This window comes from Streptomyces sp. NPDC006997 (assembly GCF_040635175.1).
GTDB lineage: Bacteria > Actinomycetota > Actinomycetes > Streptomycetales > Streptomycetaceae > Streptomyces.
Genome location: NZ_JBEYHH010000005.1, coordinates 1 through 19,485 on the forward strand (window position 1 = coordinate 1; position 19,485 = coordinate 19,485).

The following is a 19,485-nucleotide window of genomic DNA, read 5'->3' on the forward strand; positions in this document are numbered from 1 at the left end:
CCGGCTCGACATCCGCGCCCGCTATCTGCTCGATGGTGGTGTCGCTCATGAGGCGTCTCCTTGATCATCGGATCCGCCGATCATTGAACACTCCCGACCCCGAACACAGCCGCCGCATCAAGCAAATGACACACCACCGGGTACGGATACGGAAGCCCACGCTCCTTACCCCACAGCCGCACATCGACCCGTGAAGCCGCCTCATCGTCATTCATGACGTGAGGTTGTAGCAGCATCCACTGACAACCCACCCCGACCTGCTACTTTGCCGCCCCCGACCGCGACGCGGCTATCCTCCACGGCAGGCACACCAGCAGTCAGAACCGACAGGACCCATGAACAAATGTTCAGGATAGTCACCAGCCCTCAGGCGGCCACCGAAGGTAAAGGAACAACCAAGCCCTTCTAACGCCGCAGGTGGCGAAGGGTCCTCTCCGCGCGAGCGGAGGTGTTCCTGAGCCGCGCCTCCCTGCGCCGATCCGCCGCCAGTCCTCTCCGCGCGAGCGGAGGTGTTCCGACGCCGACGATGCCGCAGCCGGAGAACCTCACGTCCTCTCCGCGCGAGCGGAGGTGTTCCGGTACCTGAAACCGTTCTCCGCGCCGGGCTGGAGTCCTCTCCGGGCGAGCGGAGGTGTTCCGTCATCGGGAATGCGTGAACCGGCGCAGTGCGTGCTGCGCCAAGCACGTAGGCGATCGTCCACCCATCGGGCAGGTCACCTCGCCCGTGGGAGCCACGCATCGACCATGCCGTCGTGAGCGGGGCGAACATAGCCGCACATCGCCGGTTGGCCAAACCGGCGTTCCTGCAGACGATTGTTGTCCAACGTCTGCCCCGAGCACTACTGCGGATCGACCCGCCAGCAGGAACTCATTGCCCGTACGGATGAGGCATCTAGCGGGCCCTCCTCCGCGACCCCGTTGGTGCTCCTTTCCACCCGGAGATTCACCGCACTTGGCCCCCGAACCCAGAACAGCTACCCGACACCGTCAGCCGCACACTCAGAAGGAGACCACAGATCACCTCGACGCCGACGACGGCAGTTCGTCCCTCCTGGCGCACGCCTGGTACTCGACCAGCGCCCTCGCTGCCCGCTTGCGCGTAGACGCCTCGACGCTGCGTCGCTGGCGCACCGCTCGGCCACCGCAAGGCCCGCCGTTCGTCTCCGTTTCGGAGCGTGTCGTCCTGTACAGCGCGCTCGACGTGGAGGAATGGCTGCACAGCCGCCGTACCGTCCCGGGCCGGGAAGCCTGATGGCCGAGAAGGCCGTTGTTCCGGTCGGTGTCCGGCTGTCCACCGACATCGAATACCGGCCCGATCGTCCTCATCCCTACCGAGCACGTGTCCGCTGGATCGACCCGGTGACGAAGCGACGCCTGTCCCTGTCGGAGGGCAAGGCGGACGAGGACGAAGCACAAGAGTGGCTCCAGGACATCATCGAAGCCGCGCAGGCCGGACTGTCCCCGGCACTCGCCACCATGAAGCTGGCCGAATACGGCGACGCGAACATGGAACTCGCCCTGCGCGGACTGGAGCCGAAAACCCTCGACCCGTATCTCGCGGGATGGCGCACACGCGTGGTCCCCGCACTGGGCCACCTCGCCGTGCGGATGATCACCAACGGTGTCGTCGACCGCGCGGTGCAGAACTGGATCGCCGACGAGAACAGCCGCTCAACAGTCAAGAACACCATCGCCGTCCTGGTCCGCGTCATGGAACAGGCAGTCCGCGACGGCATCATCAAGGTCAACCCCGCCCGCGTCAGCGGCTGGCAGAAACTCTAGAAACAGGCCCAGGACGAACTCCGCGACCCCCGCGCCCTCGCCCTGCCCGACTGGCAGACACTCGTCCAACTGGCCGACGCCCTCGTGGCCGCCTCCTACAACCAGTACCGAGGCTGGGGCGACGTCGTACTCTTCGCCGCGAGCACCGCCGCACGGATCGGAGAAGTCTCCGGGTGCCGCGTCGGAGACATCGACACCAGCCAGTGGATCTGGACCGTGCAACGCCAGACCACGCCCGCGCCCGGCGGCCTGATCGACAAGGGCACCAAAGGCAAGCGCGCCCGGAAGGTTCCCATCATCGAGGAAATCCGCCCCCTCGTGGCCCAGCGCGTCCTCTCCGCCGGCCCCGCCCCCGACGCCCGTTTGTTCACCGGCCCACGCGGAGGACGCATCTCCACCGCGGTCCTGCGCGACGCGACCCACTGGGACGAGGTCGTCACCCAGCTCGGCCACGAACACCTACGGCATCACGACCTCCGCCACACCGGACTCACCTGGCTCGCCGACGCCGGAGTCCCGCTCCACGTCCTGCGCAGGATCGCCGGCCACGGCTCATTGACCACCACACAACGCTACCTGCACCCGGACACCCACAAGATCACGGCCGCCGGGTCGGCACTCTCCGCACACCTCAGCGTGCTACGTGCCCCCCGCACGCTCCCCGCAACAACCGTCCTCACCCGCTGACAGCAGTCAAGGGACATTGGTCCCCAACTGGTCCCCAAAAATGATCAAAGGCCGGGTTCGGATGCCTCCGAACCCGGCCCTGACCTGCGACTCATACGAGTCGGGACGACAGGATTTGAACCTGCGACCCCTTGACCCCCAGTCAAGTGCGCTACCAAGCTGCGCCACGTCCCGGTGGCGTCTGACCTGGGGTTTCCCCCGGGCGAAACGCGCAGGGAAACCATACCGCACTCGGGTCGGTGGTCGCGCGCGGCTTTCGCGGGGCGGGTGAGGTTGACCTCAAGTTCGATTGAGGTTGCACGATCGTCGGCATGGCGATCACTGAGGCAAGCGTGAAGGAGCGTCTGTCGGAGCTCATGGGGCTGATGACCGGCGACGAGAAGCACGGGCCCGCGGCCACCTCCACGCTGGACGTGCTGTGGGTGCTCTACGACCGGGTGCTGCGGGTCGCGCCGGAGAGGGTGGCGGACCCGGGGCGGGACCGGTTCCTGCTGTCCAAGGGGCACGGGCCGATGGCGTACTACGCGGTGCTCGCGGCGAAGGGGTTCGTGCCGGAGGAGTGGCTGCCGGGGTTCGGGGCGTACGAGTCGCCGCTCGGACACCATCCGGACCGGACGCTGGTGCCGGGCGTGGAGATCGGCAGCGGGTCCCTCGGGCACGGGCTGCCGATCGCGGTGGGGACCGCGCTGGGGCTGCGCGCCCAGGGGCTGGACGATCCGGCGGTGTGGGTGCTGGTCGGCGACGCGGAGATGGATGAGGGCTCCAACCACGAGGCCGTCGCGTTCGCGGGTCCGGCGGGGCTGGAGCGGTTGCACACCGTCGTCGTCGACAACGCCTCCGCCAGCCACGCCCGGCCCGGCGGCATCGCCGCCCGCTTCGAGGCGGCGGGCTGGTCGGCGGTGACCGTCGACGGACGGGACCACGAGGCGCTCTACGACGCGTTCACCGCGCCGCACCCGGGACGGCCGCACGTGGTCGTGGCCCAGGTCGAGGCCAAGTCCAGCTAGCTGTCACAGGTCTCTGTCCACCTTCGCGGAACAAGGGAGTCTTTCTGTTATGGACACCATGCGGGACCGGTTCACGGCCGCTGCCTCCCGGCTGCTCGACGAGGATCCCCGGGTCGCCGTCGTCCTCGCCGAGATCGGCGTCGTCGGGTTCGAGGAGGCGCGGCGGCGGCATCCCGACCGGGTGATCAACGTCGGCATCCGGGAGCAGCTCCTCGTGGGCGCCGGGGCCGGGCTGGCGCTGACCGGGATGCGGCCGGTCGTGCACACCTTCGCCAGCTTCCTCGTGGAGCGGCCCTTCGAGCAGGTCAAGCTGGACCTGGGGCACCAGGGGGTGGGCGCCGTGCTGGTCAGTGCCGCGGCCTCGTTCGACTGGCCCGCGGGCGGCTACACGCACATGGCGCCCGGGGACGTGGCCCTCCTGGACACGTTGGACGGCTGGACCGTGCACGTGCCCGGTCACCCCGACGAGGCCGAGACCCTGCTGCGGCACGCGGTCGCCGCCGGGGACGACAAGGTGTACGTGCGGCTGTCGGAGCAGTCGAACGGCACCGCGCTGCCGGTGGACGGGGAGCGGTTCCGGGTGGTGCGGGAAGGGCGGCGCGGGGCCGTCGTCGCCGTCGGGCCGGTGCTCGACGCGGTGCTCGCGGCGACCGAGGGGCTCGACGTCACCGTGCTGTACGCGACCACCGTGCGGCCCTTCGACGCGGCCGGGCTGCGCCGGGCCACCGGGGCGGCCCCGGCGGACGTCGTGCTGGTGGAGCCGTATCTCGCGGGCACCTCCACGGCCGCCGTCAGCGACGCGCTCGCCGATGTGCCGCACCGGGTGCTCGGGCTGGGCGTGGGGCGACGGGAGCTGCGGCGGTACGGGACCGTGGCGGAGCATGTGGCCGCCCATGGGCTCGACGCCGCGTCGCTGCGGGAGCGGGTCGCCGGGTTCCTGGCCGTCCGCCAGCCCGTCTGACCGCTCCTCCGATCAGCCGCCCTGCGGATGTCCCAGCGCCGGGTGGGCCTCCTGGAGTCCCGGTGGGGCCGCCTGGCGCCAGGAGTCGGCGAGGATGTCGCGCAGTTCGTCCTCGTCCTCCAGGGCGGCCAGCCGGGCGCGGACCCAGGCGAACTGCGCCTCATGGCCCGCGATCCAGAACTTCTCCGGCTCGGCGAGGACCAGTTCGTCGCGCTCCTCCTTCGGGCAGCGGACCGCGACGGAGGTCTCGTCCTCCGGCAGGGTGGCGAACATCTTCCCCGCCACCCGGAACGTGGGCATACTCCAGGCGGTCTTCTCCGTCGTGTCGGGCAGGGACAGGGCGATACGGCGTACGTCTTCGGCGTGCGGCATGACAGGCACCGTAGCCGCCACCACTGACAATCAGGGCAGTCGCTTGTAGTAGATCGTCGTCGGGCGCAGCTCCCCCGCCGGGCTCGCCGCGTAGTCGGGGATGGCGCCGACGCGGGTCCAGCCCGCGGACCCGTAGAGGCGTTCGGCGGGGCTGTCGGTCTCGGTGTCCAGGTGCAGGAGCGTGATCCCGGCCGCGGCCGCCGCCCTCTCCGCCGCGGTGAGCAGGGCGCGGCCGAGGCCCTGGCCGCGGGCCCGGCGGTGCACCATCAGCTTGACCAGTTCGGCGCGGTGGCGGCTGTTGGGCTTGTCGGGGAACGTGAGGCTGACGGTCCCCAGCACCGGGCCGGTCGCGCCGTCCTCACGGGCCACCCACACGGCGGAGCGCCCGGCGGCCACCTCCGCCGCCTGCCCGCGCCACCAGTCCTCCGCCTCCGCCCGGCCGAACGGCGGGACGAAGCCGATGGAGGCGCCGCCCGCCACCGTGTCCGTCAACAGTTCCGCCAACTCCCGGACGCAGGCGAGTAGTTCCCTCTCCTCCAGGCGGCTCACCCTCATGGCAGCACCACCGCCAGCGCGTAGCGCACGTCCTCCGGGCCCGCGCACCGGAACCGCGTCGGCCCCCAGACCCGTAGGCGCAGGCAGTCCCCGGCGCCGAGCTGGTGCGTCTGGTCCTGGGCGGTCACCTCCAGGGCGCCCTCCAGTACCCAGACGTGCTGTTCGAGGCCGGGGACGGGTGGGCGGTCGTAGGCGATGTCGGCGCCCGCGGCGAGCCGTCCCTCGACGAGTTCGCCGCGCAGCCCGGCGTGCGGCGGGGAGACGGAGCGGCGTACGAAGCCGGAGGCGCGGTCCTCCCAGACGGGCTGGTCGGCGGCGCGGACCAGCGGGTCGGGTGCCGCCTCCACCTCGCTGAGCAGCTGGGACATGGTCCGGCCGTAGACGGCGCACAGGCGGTTCAGGAGGGCGGCGGTGGGGCTGGTCTCGGCGCGTTCGGCACGGGAGAGGGTGGACCGGCTGACGCCGCTGCGCTCGGCCAGCTCCCCGAGGGACCAGCCGCGTTCCGCGCGCAGCGCGGCGAGGCGGATGCCGAGCCGGGTGTCGACGGGGTCGGCGTCCGGGACGGGGCCAGATGCGGAGTGTTTCACATCAGGGATGCTATCCCGGATATGGGATCGCAGGGCAAGGGGAGCCCCCGCCCCCACGGGTACCGGCGGCCCGTCCGACGTGCGCGGGCCGCCGAAGGCCGTGATCCTGTCGTCAGACACCCCGCTCGGACGGGACCACCCGCCGGGCGGCGACGTACCGACAGGAACGGACCACAGCACATGGACAAGGCCCAGTTGGCCGAGGCGACCGCGGACGCGGCGAACGGCGACGGCGGTGGGCAGGCGGTCACCGCGGAGGATGTCGAGCGGGTGCTGGACGCCCTCTTCGGCACGGTGGAGCACCCCGGTTCCCTCGCCCGTGCCCTGCGCGGCGGTCAGACGGTCGTGGTGGGCAGCTTCGGCAGCTTCCGCGGCGACGGCGGCGGGGCCGCCTTCCGGCCGGGCAAGGCCCTGGAGGAGTACCTGACGGGCGCCGTCGGATGACGGGCGCCATCGGATGACGGGCGCCGTCGGGTGGCGGCGGGGCGGCTGGGTGACGGCGGGGCGGCGGGCGTGACCGAGCTGGGCCTGCGGGCCGTCGGCCGCGCCCGCCCGGACACCGTGTGGCTGCGCTACGCGCACTGCCGGCGGTGGCCCGACTGGTCGCCGTACCTGCTGCGGGTACGCGCGGACGGTGACCGGATCGCCCCGGGCACCCGGGGCACGGTCACCTCGTACCTGGGTGTCACGGCCTGCTTCGTCGTGGAGTCCGTGGACGAGCGGCGGCGGACGTGGACCTGGCGGGTGCGGCTCGGGCCGCTGCGGTTGTGGCTGGCGCACGCGGTGCTGCCGCACCCGCGGGGTACCGAGACCCGGCTCACCGTGCGGGGTCCGGGGCCCGTGCCGTTCCTCTACGCGCCGCTGGCCCGGCTGGCCCTACGGCGGCTCGTCGCCCCGGAGACCTGAGCCGTGCCCCGGGTCACCTGTCGAGCCGGGGCGGGTCCAGGTCCCGGAGCACCTCGCGGGCCGCGCGGGCGCCCGACGCCAACGCGCCCTGGACCGAGCCGGTGGCCCGGTGGTCGCCGCACAGGTAGCGCCCCGGCGCCACCCTGGTGGTACGGCTGAGCGGCTGCGGGGGCGGCATGGCGGGCAGCGCGTCCTCGATGGTCCGGGTGGTCAGCAGGTCCCAGCCGTCGGCGTCCGTGCCGTACGCCTCGCCCAGTACCGCGCGCAGGTCGCGCTCGCGGCCCGGCGCGTCGCCGCCCGGGACCGAGGTGGCGATCAGGGCGTGGCCGGGCGGGGCGTACGCGGGCACCGTCTCGCTCAGGACGCAGGTGTTGAGGAAGCGCCGCCGGGAGTCCACCAGCAGCGTGGGCTCGGCCAGCGGGGAGCGGGTGGCGACGTGGTAGTACGTCGTGACGGTCCGGTAGGCGGGCGGCGCGGGCGCCTCGGGGAGCAGACCGGCGACCGGCCCGGGGCCGGTGGCCACGACCACGGCGCGCGCGGGCCGTTCCCGGCCGTCGGCGGTCAGGACGCCGTCGTCGGTGAGCCGGGCCACGGGCGTGTCCCGGTGGACGGTGCCCTCGGGCAGCGCCGCCGCCAGGGCCCGCGGCACGGCCCGTACGCCCTCCGTGGGCAGGCAGAGCGAGCCGCGCAGCATACTGCGCCACACCAGGTGGAAGACCCGGGCGGAGGTCTCCAGTCCGTCCTCCAGGAACACCCCGGAGAGGAACGGGCGGAAGAAGCGCTCGACGAACCCGTCGGAGATCCCGGCGGCTGCCAGGGCGGTCCGGGTCGTGGTGTCCGGCGATGCCTTCAGCCGCCGCGGCGGGGCCAGCATGTCCCGCGCGCACAGCACCCCGAGCGCCGCCAGGTCACGGGGCCCGGCGAGCCCTCCGGACAGCAGCCCCGGCAGGTCGCGGGGCCGCCGGGTGGGGTCGCTGAAGCGGAGCCGGGCCCGCGGGGTGTGCACCAGGGCGCCCGGGGTGAAGGGCCGCAGCCTCAGGTCCCTGAGCCGCAGCCGCCGTCGGACCTGCGGGTAGGAGGTGTTGAAGACCTGGAAGCCACGGTCGACGAGGAACCCGTCCACGTCGTCGGAGCGCATCCGCCCGCCGACGTCGTCGGACGCCTCCAGCACGCGCACCCCGGCACCCGCCGCCAGCAGGTCGCGGGCGCAGGCCAGCCCGGCCACCCCGGCGCCCACCACCAGTACGTCCGTGACACCGTCCATCCCGGCCACGCTGACCACCTCTCCCGCCTGTCGGTTCCCTTCTCTCTCCGGGGGCCGCGTGGATGCGACGGCCCGCTCAGCGCCCCGCGCCCCGCACCGCCTCCCGCACCCGGTCCGGTGTCAGCGGCAGCTCGCGGAAGCGGACGCCCGTCGCGTGGTGGACGGCGTTGCCGATGGCCGCCGCCGTGCCGACGATGCCGATCTCCCCGATGCCCTTGCTGCCCATCGGGTTGACGTGCGGGTCCTCCTCGTCGATCCAGTGCGCCTCGATGTCCGGCACGTCGGCGTGCGCGGGCACGTGGTACATGGCCAGGTCGCACTCGGCGAAGTCGCCGAACGCGGGGTCCAGCGTGCTGCCCTCGGTCAGTGCCATGCCCAGGCCCATCGTCATCCCGCCGACGAACTGGGACCGCGCGGTACGGGCGTTGAGGATCCGCCCGGCCGCGTACATGCCCAGCAGCCGCCGTACCCGGGTCTCCCCGGTGACGGTGTCCACGGCGACCTCGGCGAAGTGCGCGCCGAACGCGTGCCGCGCGTAGGGGCTGTCGGCGTCGGCGCGGCCGGTGGTGTCGGCGTGCGCGGTCAGGCCCTCCGGCGGCAGCGGCCCGGCGTGCACGGCGAGGGCGGCGGCCAGCCGGGTGCACGCCCCGTGCACCGACCAGCCCCACGAGGAGCTGCCCGAGGAGCCCCCGGCCAGCGGCGCGGGCGGCAGCTCGGTGCCGCCGACCTCGGTGCGCACCCGCTCCAGCGGCACGCCGAGGGCGTCGGCGGCGATCTGCGCGAGGACGGTACGGGCGCCGGTGCCGATGTCGGTGGCGTTCACCCGGACGGTGAACGTGCCGTCGGGCAGGGCGTGCGCGGTCGCCGTGGAGGGCGACACCAGGACCGGGTAGGTGGCCGCCGCCACGCCCTGCCCGACCAGCCAGGGCCCCTCCCGGGTGCGGTCGCGGTCGCGGGACCAGCCGAAGCGGTGGGCCCCCTCGCGCAGGCACTCCACGAGGTGGCGGCTGCTGAACGGCTTGTCGCTGTCGGGTTCGGCGTCCGGCTCGTTGAGGACGCGCAGTTCGACGGGGTCCATGCCCAGCGCGTCGGCGAGTTCGTCCATCGCCGACTCCAGCGCGTACATCCCGGGCGCCTCGCCGGGGGCGCGCATCCAGGACGGGATCGGCACGTCGAGCGGGACGGCGCGGTGCACGGTGAGGCGGTGCGGGGCGGCGTACATCACCCGGGCCGGTACGGCGGCCTGCTCCACGAACTCCTTGGTCCGGGAGGTGTGCGTGGTGACCTCGTGCAGCACGCTCGTCAGCCGCCCGTCCGCGCCGGCGCCGAGCCGCACCCGGTGCAGGGTGGGCGCCCGGTGCCCGACGACGGACGGCAGCATCCGGCGGTGCAGGGCGAGGGTGACGGGGCGGCCGGTGTGCCGGGCGGCCAGCGCGGCGAGCACCACGTCGGGGCGCGGGGTGCCCTTGGAGCCGAAGCCGCCGCCGACGTGCCGGGCGGTGACGGTGATGGCGTCCTCCGGCATCCGGAACAGCGCGGCGAGGGTCGCCCGCACCATCGTGGTGCCCTGGCTCGATGTGTGCACCAGCAGCCGGTCGCCGTCGAAGTGGGCGGCGCTGGCGTGCGGTTCCATGGGGTGGTTGTGCAGGGGCGGCACCCGGTAGGAGGTGTCGACGCGCACCGTGGACTCGGCGAACACGCCCTCGGGGTCGCCCTGTTCCCGGCGTCCGGGGTGGCCGCCGTTGGCCTGTTCGGGCTCGTAGCGGTCCGGGTGGTCGGCGCGCAGCGTGACGTCGTACGGCTCCGCGTCGTACGCCACCCGGACCTCCTCGGCACCGGCCCGCGCCGACTCCGGGGTCTCGGCGACGACCAGGGCGACGAACGCGCCCCGGGACGGCACGCGGTCGTCCTGGAGCACCCGCAGCATCGGGTCGTCCGGCTCGGCCAGCCGGGGCGCGTTCTCGTGGGTGAGTACGGCGATCACGCCGGGCTGGGCCAGGGCCGCGGCGGCGTCCACGGAGCGGATCCGGCCGCGGGCGATCGCGGCGGTGACGGGCCAGGCGTGGGCGCGGCCGGGAAGTTGGTGCTCGGCGGCGTAACGGGCCTGCCCGGTCACCTTCTCCCGGCCCTCGCGGCGCTCGGCGGGCGCGCCGACGGCGGTGTGGGCGCGGGCGGCGGCGGTGGGGACTGCCATCAGGTCCTCCCGGACAGGTCGCGCAGGACGTCCACGGCGACGTCGTGGGCCAGGGCCACCTTGTAGGCGTTGTCACGCAGCGGCTCGGCCGCGGCCAGCTCCAGGTCCACGGCGTGCGCGAACAGGTCGGGGGTGGGGGCGGCGCCCAGCAGCGCCTGTTCGGCGATCCGGGCCCGCCACGGCCGGTGCGCGACGGCGCCGAGCGCGAGGGCGACATGGGTGGTCACGCCGTCCTCGACGCGCAGGACGGCGGCGGCGGAGGCGAGGGCGAAGGCGTAGGAGGCGCGGTCGCGGGCCTTGCGGTACGTGGAGGGCAGCCCGGCGGTGGCGGCGGGCAGCAGCACGGCGGTGATCAGCTCGCCGGGGCGCAGGTCGGTGTCGCGCTCGGGGTGGTCGCCCGGGAGCCGGTGGAAGCCGCTGACGGGGACGGTGCGTTCGCCCTCGGGCCCGTACAGCTCCACCTGGGCGTCGAGGGCGACGAGCGCCACCGCCATGTCCGACGGGTGGGTGGCGATGCACCGCGCGGAGTGCCCGAGGACGGCGTGGTCGCGGTGGACGCCGTCCCGGGCGCCGCAGCCGCTGCCCGGCGCCCGCTTGTTGCAGGGCTTGGAGACGTCCTGGAAGTAGGCGCAGCGGGTGCGCTGGAGGAGGTTCCCGCCGGTGGTGGCGGCGTTGCGCAGCTGCCCGGAGGCCGCGGACAGCAGCGCCTGGGAGAGCGCCGGGTAGCGGTCGCGGACGGCGGGGTGCGCCGCGAGGTCGCCGTTGCGCACGGTGGCGCCGGCGCGCAGCGAGCCGTCGGGCAGCTCCTCGACGGTGTCCAGCGGCAGTCGGCGTACGTCGATGAGGGTGCCGGGCCGTTCGACGCCCAGCTTCACCAGGTCGACCAGGTTGGTGCCGCCCGCCAGGTAGTGGGCGTCGGGCGCGGCGGCGTGGGCGTCGGCCGCCTCCTCGACGGTGGTGGCGCGGACGTAGGCGAAGGGTTTCACGTCAGGACGTCCTCCACGGCGTCGACGATGTGCGGGTAGGCGCCGCACCGGCACAGGTTGCCGCTAAGCCGCTCCCTGATCTCGTCCCGGGTGAGCGGCACGGGCCGCCCGGACGGCACCTCGGCGCCGGTGACCCGGGAGGGCTGGCCCACGGCGGCCTCGGCGATGGCGCCGACGGCGGAGCAGAGCTGGCCGGGTGTGCAGTAGCCGCACTGGAAGGCGTCCCGGTCGAGGAAGGCCCGCTGGAGCGGGTGGAGCGCGTCGCCGTCGCCGAGGCCCTCGACGGTGGTGACGGCGGTGGAGTCCGCCGCGACGGCGAGCAGCAGACAGCTGTTGACCCGCCGCCCCTCGACGAGCACGGTGCAGGCACCGCACTGCCCCTGGTCGCACCCCTTCTTGGTACCAGTCAGGCCGAGGTCCTCCCGCAGCAGGTCCAGCAGGACCCGCCGGTGGTCGACGGTCACCGTGTGCGCGGTGCCGTTGACCTCGACCGTGATGACGGAGCTGTACGCGTCCACGTCCATGCGACCAGCCTGGGGCACGCGCCCCACTCCGGCACATCGGAGGCGTCCGGTAGGGCGGCGCCGCCCGGGGCGCGGGGAACCGCGCGAGCGACCACGGCGAACCCCGCGCCCGGCCCCTCACTCCGCGGCGGCCCCCGCCAACGCCCCCAGCACCGGCGCGATCAGTGGATGCGTCTCCGCCCCGCGCCGCACCGCCGCGAACACCCGCCGGGTGGGCGCCACCCCGTCGACGGGCCGTACGACGACCCCGCCGAGCGGCATCCCCCGCAGCGCCGACCGCGGCACCAGTGCCACCCCCGCGTCGGCGGAGGCCAGCGCCACCACCGCCCGGAAGTCGTCCGAGAGGTGTTCGAGCCGCGGCTGGAACCCGGCGCTCTCGCAGGCCAGCACGACCACGTCGTGGCAGGGGTTGCCGGGGTACGGCCCGATCCAGGGGTCCTTCGCCAGCTCCGCGAGCGGCACCTCCACCGCGTCCGCGAGCCGGTGGCTGACCGGGACGACCGCGTCGAACGGCTCGGCGTACAGCGGTACGTGGGTCAGCCGGGGGTCGTCGGCGGGCGGCGCCCCGCGGTACTCGACGGCGACGGCGATGTCCACCTGCCGGTCGAGGACCATCGGCAGGCTGGCGTCGCCCTCGGCGTCCTGCACGCGCAGTCGGATGCCGGGCGCGGAGGCGGCGAGCCGGGCCAGGGCGGGCGCGACGACCAGGGCGATGCCGGTGGCGAAGGCGGCGACGGTGACCGTCCCGGCCTCCCCGGAGGCGTACGCGGCCAGCTCCGCCTCGGCCCGCTCCAGCTGGGCGAGGACGGCGTTGGTGTGGCTGAGCAGGATCTCACCGGCGGGGGTGAGCCGTACGCCCTTGGCGCCGCGTTCGACGAGGCGGTGGCCGGTCTCCTGCTCCAGGGCGGTGAGCTGCTGGGAGACGGCGGACGGGGTGAGGTACAGCGCGGCGGCAGCCGCCGTCACCGTGCGGTGGTCGGCCACCGCACGGAGGATGTGGAGCCGCCGCGCCTCGATCATGCGACCGATTCTCTCAGGTCAGGCGGCCAGCTCCGCCCGGGCGGCCACGAAGGCGTCGACGGCGCGCAGCACGTCGTCGGTGGAGTGCGCGGCGGAGAGCTGGACCCGGATGCGGGCCTGGTCCTGCGGGACGACCGGGTAGGAGAAGCCGATCACGTACACGCCGCGGTCGAGCAGCAGCTCCGCCATCCTCGCCGCCTCGGCCGCGTCACCGATCATCACCGGGGCGATCGCGTGGTCGCCGGGGAGGACGTCGAAGCCCTCCTCGGTCATCCGGCGCCGGAACAGCGCGGTGTTCTCGCGCAGCCGGACGCGCAGGTCGTCCGCCGCCTCCAGCAGGTCCAGCACCTTCAGCGAGGCCGCCGCGATCACCGGGGCGAGGGTGTTGGAGAACAGGTACGGCCGGGACCGCTGGCGCAGCAGGGCGACGATCTCGGCGCGGGCGGCGACATAGCCGCCGGAGGCCCCGCCGAGGGCCTTGCCGAGGGTGCCGGTGATGATGTCGACGCGGTCCATGACGCCGTGCAGTTCGGGGGTGCCGCGCCCGCCGGGGCCGACGAAGCCGACGGCGTGCGAGTCGTCGACCATCACCATGGCGTCGTAGCGGTCGGCGAGGTCGCAGATCTCGCGCAGGGGGGCCACGTAGCCGTCCATGGAGAAGACGCCGTCGGTGACGATCAGGCGGCGGCGCGCGTCGGCGGCGTCCTTGAGCCGCTGCTCCAGGTCCGCGAGGTCGCGGTTGGCGTAGCGCAGGCGGCGGGCCTTGGACAGGCGGATGCCGTCGATGATGGAGGCGTGGTTGAGGGCGTCGGAGATGACGGCGTCCTCGGGGCCGAGCAGGGTCTCGAAGACGCCGCCGTTGGCGTCGAAGCAGGAGGAGTACAGGATCGTGTCCTCCTGGCCGAGGAACGCCGACAGCCGCGCCTCCAGCTCCTTGTGCACCTCCTGGGTGCCGCAGATGAAGCGCACGGAGGCCATGCCGTAGCCCCAGCGGTCCAGCGCCTGGTGGGCGGCGGCGATGACCTCGGGGTGGTCGGCGAGGCCGAGGTAGTTGTTGGCGCAGAAGTTGAGGACCTCGCCGGGGCGCCCGCCCGCGGTCACGTTCACCGTCGCGGACTGCGGGGTGCCGATCACCCGCTCGGGCTTGTGCAGTCCGGCGGCGCGGATCTCGTCGAGGGTGGCGCGCAGGTCGTCGCGCACGGAGTCGAACATCGCTGAGGCTCCTAAGAGGGGGTTACGCGGTCCAGTCGAGGATGACCTTGCCGCCGCGACCGCTGGCCGCGTCGGTGAACGCCGCCTCGAAGTCGCGGTAGCCGTAGCGGCCGGTGATCACGGGGGCGAGGTCGAGGCCGCCCTCCAGCAGGACCGACATCGCGTACCACGTCTCGTACATCTCGCGGCCGTAGACGCCCTTGATGGTGATCATCGAGGTGACGATCCGGGCCCAGTCGACCGGGAACTCCTCGGCGGGCAGGCCCAGCATGGCGATCCGGCCGCCGTGGGTCATGTTGGCGATCATGTCGCGCATCGCGGCGGGGTTGCCGGACATCTCCAGGCCGACGTCGAAGCCCTCGCGCAGGCCGAGTCGGCGCTGTCCGTCGGCGATCGGGGACCGGGAGACGTCCAGCGCCAGGCTGACGCCGACCTTGCGGGCCAGGTCGAGGCGCTCCTCGCTGACGTCGGTGATGACGACGTTGCGGGCACCGGCGTGCCGGGCCACCGCCGCCGCCATCAGGCCGATCGGACCGGCGCCGGTGATCAGCACGTCCTCGCCGACCAGCGGGAAGGAGAGCGCGGTGTGCACGGCGTTGCCGAACGGGTCGAAGATCGCGGCGACGTCGAGGTCCACCGGGACGCGGTGCACCCAGACGTTGGAGGCGGGCAGGGCGACGTACTCCGCGAACGCCCCGTCGCGGCCGACGCCGAGGCCGACCGTGGCCCGGCACAGGTGGCGGCGTCCGGCGAGGCAGTTGCGGCACTTGCCGCAGACCAGGTGGCCCTCGCCGCTGACCCGGTCGCCCACGGCGATGTCGGCGACGTCCCGGCCGGTGTCGACGACCTCGCCGACGAACTCGTGCCCGAGCGTGAGCGGGGTGCGGATCGCCTGCCGGGCCCAGCCGTCCCAGGCGCGGATGTGCAGGTCGGTGCCGCAGATGCCGGTGCGCAGCACCTTGATCAGTACGTCACCGGGCCCGATCGCGGGCTCCGGGACGTCCGTGAGCCACAGGCCGGGCTCCGCCTTCTCCTTGACCAGCGCCTTCAACGCTACGGCTCCTGACGGTGAGCCCCCGCGGCCGGGCACGCCGAAGGCGCCCACGACGGGGGGAAGGAGTGGAAACACCTGGCAATCTGCCGTACCGGCGCCCCTCGGGTCCATCGAGGATTTCTTAAGCGCCGCCACAGCTTTCCTTCACACCGCCCGTCTCCTCCGCGTGGGCCGTCACGGACCGTGGCCGTCGTCGCCCCGTTCCAGCCGGGCGGCGAGTTCCGCGGCCCTCGCCTTGATGGTGTCCAGGCCGTCGCGGCCCCAGGGCCGGGGGCGCACGTCGACGACGGAGAGGGTGCCAAGCACCGTGCCGGTGGAGTCGATGAGCGGTGCGCCGAGGTAGGAGCGGACGCCGAACTCGTCGACGACCGGGTTGCCCGCGAACCGCGGGTAGTCGCGGACGTCCTCCAGGACGAGGGCCTTGCGCCGGACCAGCACATGGGGGCAGAAGCCGTGGTCGCGCGGGAGGTAGCGGCCGATCAGCGGGCGGGCGCCGTCGTCGCGTACGACGGGTCCGGCGACCGGGGTGTGCAGCCCGGCGTAGAACTGCCCGCGTGCGTCGGGGAAGTTGACCATGGCGTAGGGCGCCTCGGTGTGACCGGCGAGCCAGGCGGCGAAGGCGTCGAGCGCGGGTTCGGGGCGTTCGCCGAGGCCGAGGTGGCGCAGCCGCCGCACGCGGGCGGGGGCCTCCTTGTCGTCGGGGGTGAGCAGCAACCGACCGACCGGGTGCGGCGGCTCGTAGCTCATGGCCGGGCTCCGTCGCGTCGAGGGTGTGTCATGTGCGGCTCCGTGCGGTGGTGTGCGGGTGTCACAGGTGGGCGCCATGGCTCGGCGCGGGCGCCGGGGCATGGGCGATCAGGTGCCGGACGAGGGTCAGCAGGGTCTGGACCCCGGAGGCGGAGATCCGGGCGTCGCAGCGGACGACGGGGATCCGGGGGTCCAGGTCGAGGGCGGCGCGTACCTCCTCGGGCGCGTAGCGGTGGCCGCCGTCGAACTCGTTGACGGCGACGATGAAGCCGAGTCCGCGTTCCTCGAAGAAGTCGACGGCGGCGAAGCAGTCCTCCAGGCGCCGGGTGTCGACGAGGATGACCGCGCCGAGCGCGCCCTCGCACAGCTCGTCCCACATGAACCAGAAGCGCTGCTGGCCGGGGGTGCCGAAGAGGTAGAGGACGTGCTGCCGGTCGAGGGTGATGCGGCCGAAGTCCATGGCGACGGTGGTCTCGACCTTGTTCTCGACGCCGGTGAGGTCGTCGGTGGCGGCGCTGACGGTGGTGAGCAGTTCCTCCGTGCTGAGCGGCGCGATCTCGCTGACGGCGCCGACGAGGGTCGTCTTGCCGACGCCGAAGCCGCCCGCGATGAGGATCTTGAGGGCGGTGGGGAAGGGGTCGCCTCCCGGGTCGGGGGTGTCGGGACGGTCGGGGCCGGGGTGGCCGTCGTAGTCAGAGCTGTCGTCGTAGTCCATCGAGCACTGCCTCCAGAAGGGCCCGGTCCGTGGGGTGGTGGTGGAACGCGGGGGGTTTGGTGGTGAGCGCCCCGCAGTCGAGGAGGTCCGCCAGCAGCACCTTGGTGACGGCCACCGGCAGCCTCAGGTGGGCGGCGACCTCGGCGACCGGTACGGGCGCGTGGCACAGGTCCAGGGCCTGGGTGTGCTCGGGACCGAGATAGCCGACGGGGGTGGCCCCGGTGGCCATCACCTGCGACATCAGGTCGAGGGTGGTACTGGGGCGGGTCCGGCCGTTGCTGACCGTGTAGGGGCGCACCAGCCGTCCGGCCGCGTCGTCGAGCCACGGCCCGTCGCCAGCCGCCGCCACGCTCAAGACCTCAGCGCCGTGGGTTCGACGGCGTGCTGGCGGGGGGCGGTCACCAGGTAGGGGCGGACGCTCTTGACGAGCATCGCCATCTCGTAGCCGAGCACGGCCGGGTCGGCCTCCCGGCCCGCGAGGACGGCCAGACAGGTGCCGGACCCGGCGGTGGTGACGAACAGCAGCGTCGAGTCGAGTTCGACGACGACCTGCCGTACGTCGCCGCCGTCGCCGAACCGGATCCCGGCGCTGCGGCCGAGGGAGTACAGGCCGGAGGCGAGGGCGGCCATGTGGTCGGCGCTGTCCGGGTCGAGGCCGTGCACCGACTTCACCAGCCCGTCGCTGGACAGGAGCACCGCGCTGCTGGTGTGCGGTACGCGCTGTACGAGGCCGCTCATCAGCCAGTCGAGATCGGATACGTGGCCGGTGGGCATGTCGCTCGCCATGGGGGATCGACTCCTTGGGGTACGGGTGTCCGCTGCTGCGGTGAGGGCGGGGCGGGATCGGGAACGCATGGGTGCCACGTGCCGTGGTCATCCGGCCGGTGGGCTCCCGTCGTGCCGGGTGGCGGGGTGTTCGGGGGCGGTGGGGGTGTGCGCGGGCCTGGGTTCCAGGGGGATGAGCCGCCCCGGCGCGCCGTACGTCGCGCCGAGGGGTGCCGGGTCCGGTTCCCGCTGGGCCTTGGCGAGGCTGACGCCGCGTTGGAAGGCCGCCATCAGGTCGGGGTCGTGGCCGACGTGGGGGCCGTCGTCCTGGCGGGGCGCGGGGCCGCCGCGGAGCTGGGGCGCGAGGTGCTCCTGGGCCCGGCGCCGGGGCAGTTGGGGCTTGCCCGGGGTGCCGTGGACGGTTCCGGTGCGCGGGACGGGCGGTACGGCGGTGTGCTCGGCGACCTGGTCGCGGTCCTCGGGGCGGATGCCGGGGACGGCGTCGGCGGGGGTGGGCCGCTGGTCGTGGGCGTCGCGGAGGGGGAGGGGGAGGGAGGTGGCGGGACCGATGGGCGGGTGCGGGGGTGGGGGTACGGCGGTGGGGCGGGGCTGGGTGGTGGCGCCGGGTGGCTGGGGCACGGTGCCGAGGAGTCCCTGCGGGATGACGAGGACGGCCTGGACACCGCCGTAGATGTTGCCCTGGAGGCGGACGCTGATGCCGTGCCGCCGGGCGAGCTGGGAGACGACGAACAGGCCGATGCGGCCGTCCGCGAGCAGTCGGGCGACGTTGACCTGGTCGGGGTCGGTGAGCAGGGCGTTCATCCTGTTCTGCTCACCGGTGGGCATCCCGAGGCCGCGGTCCTCGACCTCGACGGCGAGGCCGGAGGTGACGTGGCCGGTGCGCAGCAGGACCGGGGTGTGCGGGGCGGAGAACAGGGTGGCGTTCTCGATGAGTTCGGCCAGCAGGTGGATGACGTCGGCGACGGCGTGGCCGCGCACGTCGCCGTCGATCGGCGGCACCAGCCTGACCCGGGAGTACTGCTCGACCTCGGCGGTGGCGGAGCGCAGCACCTCGGTCATGGAGACGGGGTTGCTCCACTGGCGGCGGGAGACGGCGCCGCCGAGGACGGCGAGGTTCTCGGCGTGGCGGCGGATGCGGGTGGCGAGGTGGTCGACGTGGAAGAGGCCCTTGAGCAGGTCGGGGTCCTCCATCTCCTGTTCCAGGTCGTCGAGGAGGGAGATCTCGCGGTGCACCAGGGACTGGAGCCGCCGGGCGAGGTTGACGAAGACCTCCAGCTTCTGCTCGCTGCCCGTGCGGCTGGAGAGCTGGGCGGCCTGGACGACGGCGGTGGCGGCGGCGTCGTGGGCGCGGGCGAGGTCGTTGGCGAGGAGTTCGAAGTCGTCGGCGTCCGGGGGCGGGGTGGGGCGGGGGGCGCGGGGGGCGGGGGGTTCGCCGCGGCGCAGGGCCTCGACGAGGGAGCGCAGGTCGGCCTCGCGGCGGGCGGTGCCGCGGCGCAGGGCGGCGACGCGGTCCTGGACGGTGCGGGCGGCGCGGCCCGCGGCGACGGCGGCGATCAGGATGCCCGCGGCGGTGACGCAGAGGGCGCCGGTGAGGACGGCCCACAGGGTGGGGCCCGGGCGGGCGCCGGTGGAGCGCACGGTGAAGAGCACGGCGGCGCAGGCGCTGAGGGCGACGGCGGTGGGCGGCAGGACGGCGAGCCGCAGGAGCTGGGGCCGTATATGGGCCTCAGGCAGGGCGGGCGTGGTACGGGCGACCGGCCGTCCGTGCCGCCCGCCGCTCTCACGGCGGTCTGCGCGTGCGGCCGGTGCGCGGAGGTGAGACATCGGTGTCCTCGTACTGGTCCGTCGGACGGGATGGACACTGACAGTAGTCGCCTCGGCATCACATGCGGTGGGCAGTTGACAAAGTCCCTCGCCACACGTCCCACTCTGGTATGAGTCTTCGTACGCCAGTCCGAGAGGATGCCGGGATGGCGGTCACGTCGCCACAGAAGGGCGAACATCCCTGTTCAAGAACGGTCATGAGAGATCGTCAGCGAACGGGGAGGTCAACCCGGCGCTCGCTTCTCATCCCTTCGCGCGCAGCCAATCGGACGACGGAGACGGACCGTTCCGGAGGCGGGGAC

At 73.5% G+C, this 19,485-nt stretch carries 21 protein-coding genes, 1 tRNA gene and 1 CRISPR repeat array; of the genes, 6 read left to right on the plus strand and 16 right to left on the minus strand.

What is annotated here, in order from left to right; all coding sequences use genetic code 11:
- Positions 1-427 precede the first annotated feature (427 nt).
- Positions 428-639: a CRISPR direct-repeat array (repeat unit 29 nt; unit sequence GTCCTCTCCGCGCGAGCGGAGGTGTTCCG).
- 612 nt (positions 640-1,251) lie between these two features.
- Together ABZ659_RS06130 and ABZ659_RS06135 are read left to right on the plus strand one after the other, a co-directional pair.
- A complete protein-coding gene (locus ABZ659_RS06130; RefSeq protein ID WP_360213993.1) occupies positions 1,252-1,782 on the plus strand; it encodes a hypothetical protein in 531 nt (176 codons plus the stop codon).
- A gap of 84 nt (positions 1,783-1,866) precedes the next feature.
- Positions 1,867-2,469, plus strand: a complete 603-nt coding sequence (locus tag ABZ659_RS06135; protein ID WP_360213995.1) for a site-specific integrase — start codon at positions 1,867-1,869, stop codon at positions 2,467-2,469.
- Between the two features lie 100 nt (positions 2,470-2,569).
- On the opposite strand, the gene ABZ659_RS06140 is transcribed toward ABZ659_RS06135, so the two are convergent.
- Positions 2,570-2,643: transfer RNA gene (locus tag ABZ659_RS06140), tRNA-Pro, on the minus strand.
- Between the two features lie 137 nt (positions 2,644-2,780).
- Here ABZ659_RS06140 and ABZ659_RS06145 point away from each other — a divergent pair.
- Both ABZ659_RS06145 and ABZ659_RS06150 read left to right on the plus strand, forming a co-directional pair.
- Positions 2,781-3,476: a transketolase gene (locus ABZ659_RS06145; RefSeq protein WP_360213997.1), complete on the plus strand. Its 696-nt coding sequence runs from the start codon at positions 2,781-2,783 to the stop codon at positions 3,474-3,476.
- Positions 3,477-3,525: 49 nt separating this feature from the next.
- Entirely contained in the window at positions 3,526-4,437 is a 912-nt protein-coding gene (locus ABZ659_RS06150) for a transketolase (RefSeq protein ID WP_360213999.1), read from the plus strand.
- 12 nt (positions 4,438-4,449) lie between these two features.
- On the opposite strand, the gene ABZ659_RS06155 is transcribed toward ABZ659_RS06150, so the two are convergent.
- Genes ABZ659_RS06155 through ABZ659_RS06165 form a run of 3 tightly spaced genes read right to left on the minus strand, consistent with a single transcriptional unit; the run spans position 4,450 to position 5,951 of the window.
- Positions 4,450-4,809: an MmcQ/YjbR family DNA-binding protein gene (locus ABZ659_RS06155; protein WP_360214001.1), complete on the minus strand. Its 360-nt coding sequence runs from the start codon at positions 4,807-4,809 to the stop codon at positions 4,450-4,452.
- Positions 4,810-4,839: 30 nt separating this feature from the next.
- Positions 4,840-5,364 (minus strand): GNAT family N-acetyltransferase, encoded by a 525-nt coding sequence (locus ABZ659_RS06160; protein ID WP_360214003.1) that lies wholly within the window; start codon positions 5,362-5,364, stop codon positions 4,840-4,842.
- Entirely contained in the window at positions 5,361-5,951 is a 591-nt protein-coding gene (locus ABZ659_RS06165) for an XRE family transcriptional regulator (protein ID WP_360214005.1), read from the minus strand. The genes ABZ659_RS06160 and ABZ659_RS06165 overlap by 4 nt, the downstream gene beginning before the upstream one ends.
- Positions 5,952-6,131: 180 nt before the next feature.
- Between ABZ659_RS06165 and ABZ659_RS06170 the strand changes: the two genes are divergently transcribed.
- Both ABZ659_RS06170 and ABZ659_RS06175 read left to right on the plus strand, forming a co-directional pair.
- The gene (locus ABZ659_RS06170) at positions 6,132-6,395 is read left to right on the plus strand and encodes a hypothetical protein (protein ID WP_360214007.1); all 264 of its coding nucleotides are present in this window, start codon (positions 6,132-6,134) and stop codon (positions 6,393-6,395) included.
- A 69-nt stretch (positions 6,396-6,464) separates the two neighbouring features.
- Positions 6,465-6,857 (plus strand): SRPBCC family protein, encoded by a 393-nt coding sequence (locus tag ABZ659_RS06175; protein ID WP_360214009.1) that lies wholly within the window; start codon positions 6,465-6,467, stop codon positions 6,855-6,857.
- 13 nt (positions 6,858-6,870) lie between these two features.
- Here the strand turns inward: ABZ659_RS06175 and ABZ659_RS06180 are convergent, their stop codons facing one another.
- The 12 genes from ABZ659_RS06180 to ABZ659_RS06235 all read right to left on the minus strand — a co-directional run bounded on the left by ABZ659_RS06180 (position 6,871) and on the right by ABZ659_RS06235 (position 19,183).
- Positions 6,871-8,121, minus strand: coding sequence for an NAD(P)/FAD-dependent oxidoreductase (locus ABZ659_RS06180; protein WP_360214456.1), 1,251 nt, complete (start codon positions 8,119-8,121; stop codon positions 6,871-6,873).
- Positions 8,122-8,197: 76 nt separating this feature from the next.
- On the minus strand, positions 8,198-10,315 hold the full coding sequence (locus ABZ659_RS06185; RefSeq protein ID WP_360214011.1) for a xanthine dehydrogenase family protein molybdopterin-binding subunit: 2,118 nt from the start codon (positions 10,313-10,315) through the stop codon (positions 8,198-8,200).
- Positions 10,315-11,301: a xanthine dehydrogenase family protein subunit M gene (locus ABZ659_RS06190; protein ID WP_360214013.1), complete on the minus strand. Its 987-nt coding sequence runs from the start codon at positions 11,299-11,301 to the stop codon at positions 10,315-10,317. Before ABZ659_RS06190 ends, ABZ659_RS06185 begins: the two co-directional genes overlap by 1 nt.
- Positions 11,298-11,825, minus strand: a complete 528-nt coding sequence (locus tag ABZ659_RS06195; protein WP_360214015.1) for a 2Fe-2S iron-sulfur cluster-binding protein — start codon at positions 11,823-11,825, stop codon at positions 11,298-11,300. Before ABZ659_RS06195 ends, ABZ659_RS06190 begins: the two co-directional genes overlap by 4 nt.
- A gap of 117 nt (positions 11,826-11,942) precedes the next feature.
- Positions 11,943-12,845 (minus strand): LysR substrate-binding domain-containing protein, encoded by a 903-nt coding sequence (locus tag ABZ659_RS06200; RefSeq protein ID WP_360214017.1) that lies wholly within the window; start codon positions 12,843-12,845, stop codon positions 11,943-11,945.
- Between the two features lie 18 nt (positions 12,846-12,863).
- Positions 12,864-14,057, minus strand: a complete 1,194-nt coding sequence (locus tag ABZ659_RS06205; protein ID WP_360214019.1) for a glycine C-acetyltransferase — start codon at positions 14,055-14,057, stop codon at positions 12,864-12,866.
- 22 nt (positions 14,058-14,079) lie between these two features.
- Positions 14,080-15,108: an L-threonine 3-dehydrogenase gene (gene tdh, locus ABZ659_RS06210; protein ID WP_360214021.1), complete on the minus strand. Its 1,029-nt coding sequence runs from the start codon at positions 15,106-15,108 to the stop codon at positions 14,080-14,082.
- A gap of 177 nt (positions 15,109-15,285) precedes the next feature.
- Positions 15,286-15,858 carry a GAF domain-containing protein gene (locus ABZ659_RS06215; protein ID WP_360214023.1) on the minus strand — a complete coding sequence of 191 codons (573 nt, stop codon included), beginning with the start codon at positions 15,856-15,858 and terminating at the stop codon, positions 15,286-15,288.
- 61 nt (positions 15,859-15,919) lie between these two features.
- Positions 15,920-16,573, minus strand: a complete 654-nt coding sequence (locus ABZ659_RS06220; RefSeq protein WP_360214025.1) for an ATP/GTP-binding protein — start codon at positions 16,571-16,573, stop codon at positions 15,920-15,922.
- Complete coding sequence (locus tag ABZ659_RS06225; RefSeq protein ID WP_360214027.1) at positions 16,551-16,922, minus strand: DUF742 domain-containing protein; 372 nt, start codon at positions 16,920-16,922, stop codon at positions 16,551-16,553. Before ABZ659_RS06225 ends, ABZ659_RS06220 begins: the two co-directional genes overlap by 23 nt.
- A gap of 2 nt (positions 16,923-16,924) precedes the next feature.
- Positions 16,925-17,359, minus strand: coding sequence for a roadblock/LC7 domain-containing protein (locus tag ABZ659_RS06230; protein WP_360214029.1), 435 nt, complete (start codon positions 17,357-17,359; stop codon positions 16,925-16,927).
- A gap of 87 nt (positions 17,360-17,446) precedes the next feature.
- On the minus strand, positions 17,447-19,183 hold the full coding sequence (locus tag ABZ659_RS06235) for an ATP-binding protein (protein ID WP_360214031.1): 1,737 nt from the start codon (positions 19,181-19,183) through the stop codon (positions 17,447-17,449).
- Positions 19,184-19,485 lie beyond the last annotated feature (302 nt).

Coding starts and splice junctions, on each gene's coding strand:
- ABZ659_RS06205 (WP_360214019.1), bottom strand. CDS start 14,057: ATGTTCGACTCCGTGCGCGACGACCTGCGCGCCACCCTCGACGAGATC.
- ABZ659_RS06180 (WP_360214456.1), bottom strand. CDS start 8,121: ATGGACGGTGTCACGGACGTACTGGTGGTGGGCGCCGGGGTGGCCGGG.
- ABZ659_RS06215 (WP_360214023.1), bottom strand. CDS start 15,858: ATGAGCTACGAGCCGCCGCACCCGGTCGGTCGGTTGCTGCTCACCCCC.
- ABZ659_RS06235 (WP_360214031.1), bottom strand. CDS start 19,183: ATGTCTCACCTCCGCGCACCGGCCGCACGCGCAGACCGCCGTGAGAGC.
- ABZ659_RS06185 (WP_360214011.1), bottom strand. CDS start 10,315: ATGGCAGTCCCCACCGCCGCCGCCCGCGCCCACACCGCCGTCGGCGCG.
- ABZ659_RS06145 (WP_360213997.1), top strand. CDS start 2,781: ATGGCGATCACTGAGGCAAGCGTGAAGGAGCGTCTGTCGGAGCTCATG.
- ABZ659_RS06230 (WP_360214029.1), bottom strand. CDS start 17,359: ATGGCGAGCGACATGCCCACCGGCCACGTATCCGATCTCGACTGGCTG.
- ABZ659_RS06195 (WP_360214015.1), bottom strand. CDS start 11,825: ATGGACGTGGACGCGTACAGCTCCGTCATCACGGTCGAGGTCAACGGC.
- ABZ659_RS06200 (WP_360214017.1), bottom strand. CDS start 12,845: ATGATCGAGGCGCGGCGGCTCCACATCCTCCGTGCGGTGGCCGACCAC.
- ABZ659_RS06130 (WP_360213993.1), top strand. CDS start 1,252: ATGGCCGAGAAGGCCGTTGTTCCGGTCGGTGTCCGGCTGTCCACCGAC.
- ABZ659_RS06160 (WP_360214003.1), bottom strand. CDS start 5,364: ATGAGGGTGAGCCGCCTGGAGGAGAGGGAACTACTCGCCTGCGTCCGG.
- ABZ659_RS06155 (WP_360214001.1), bottom strand. CDS start 4,809: ATGCCGCACGCCGAAGACGTACGCCGTATCGCCCTGTCCCTGCCCGAC.
- ABZ659_RS06150 (WP_360213999.1), top strand. CDS start 3,526: ATGGACACCATGCGGGACCGGTTCACGGCCGCTGCCTCCCGGCTGCTC.
- ABZ659_RS06220 (WP_360214025.1), bottom strand. CDS start 16,573: ATGGACTACGACGACAGCTCTGACTACGACGGCCACCCCGGCCCCGAC.
- ABZ659_RS06170 (WP_360214007.1), top strand. CDS start 6,132: ATGGACAAGGCCCAGTTGGCCGAGGCGACCGCGGACGCGGCGAACGGC.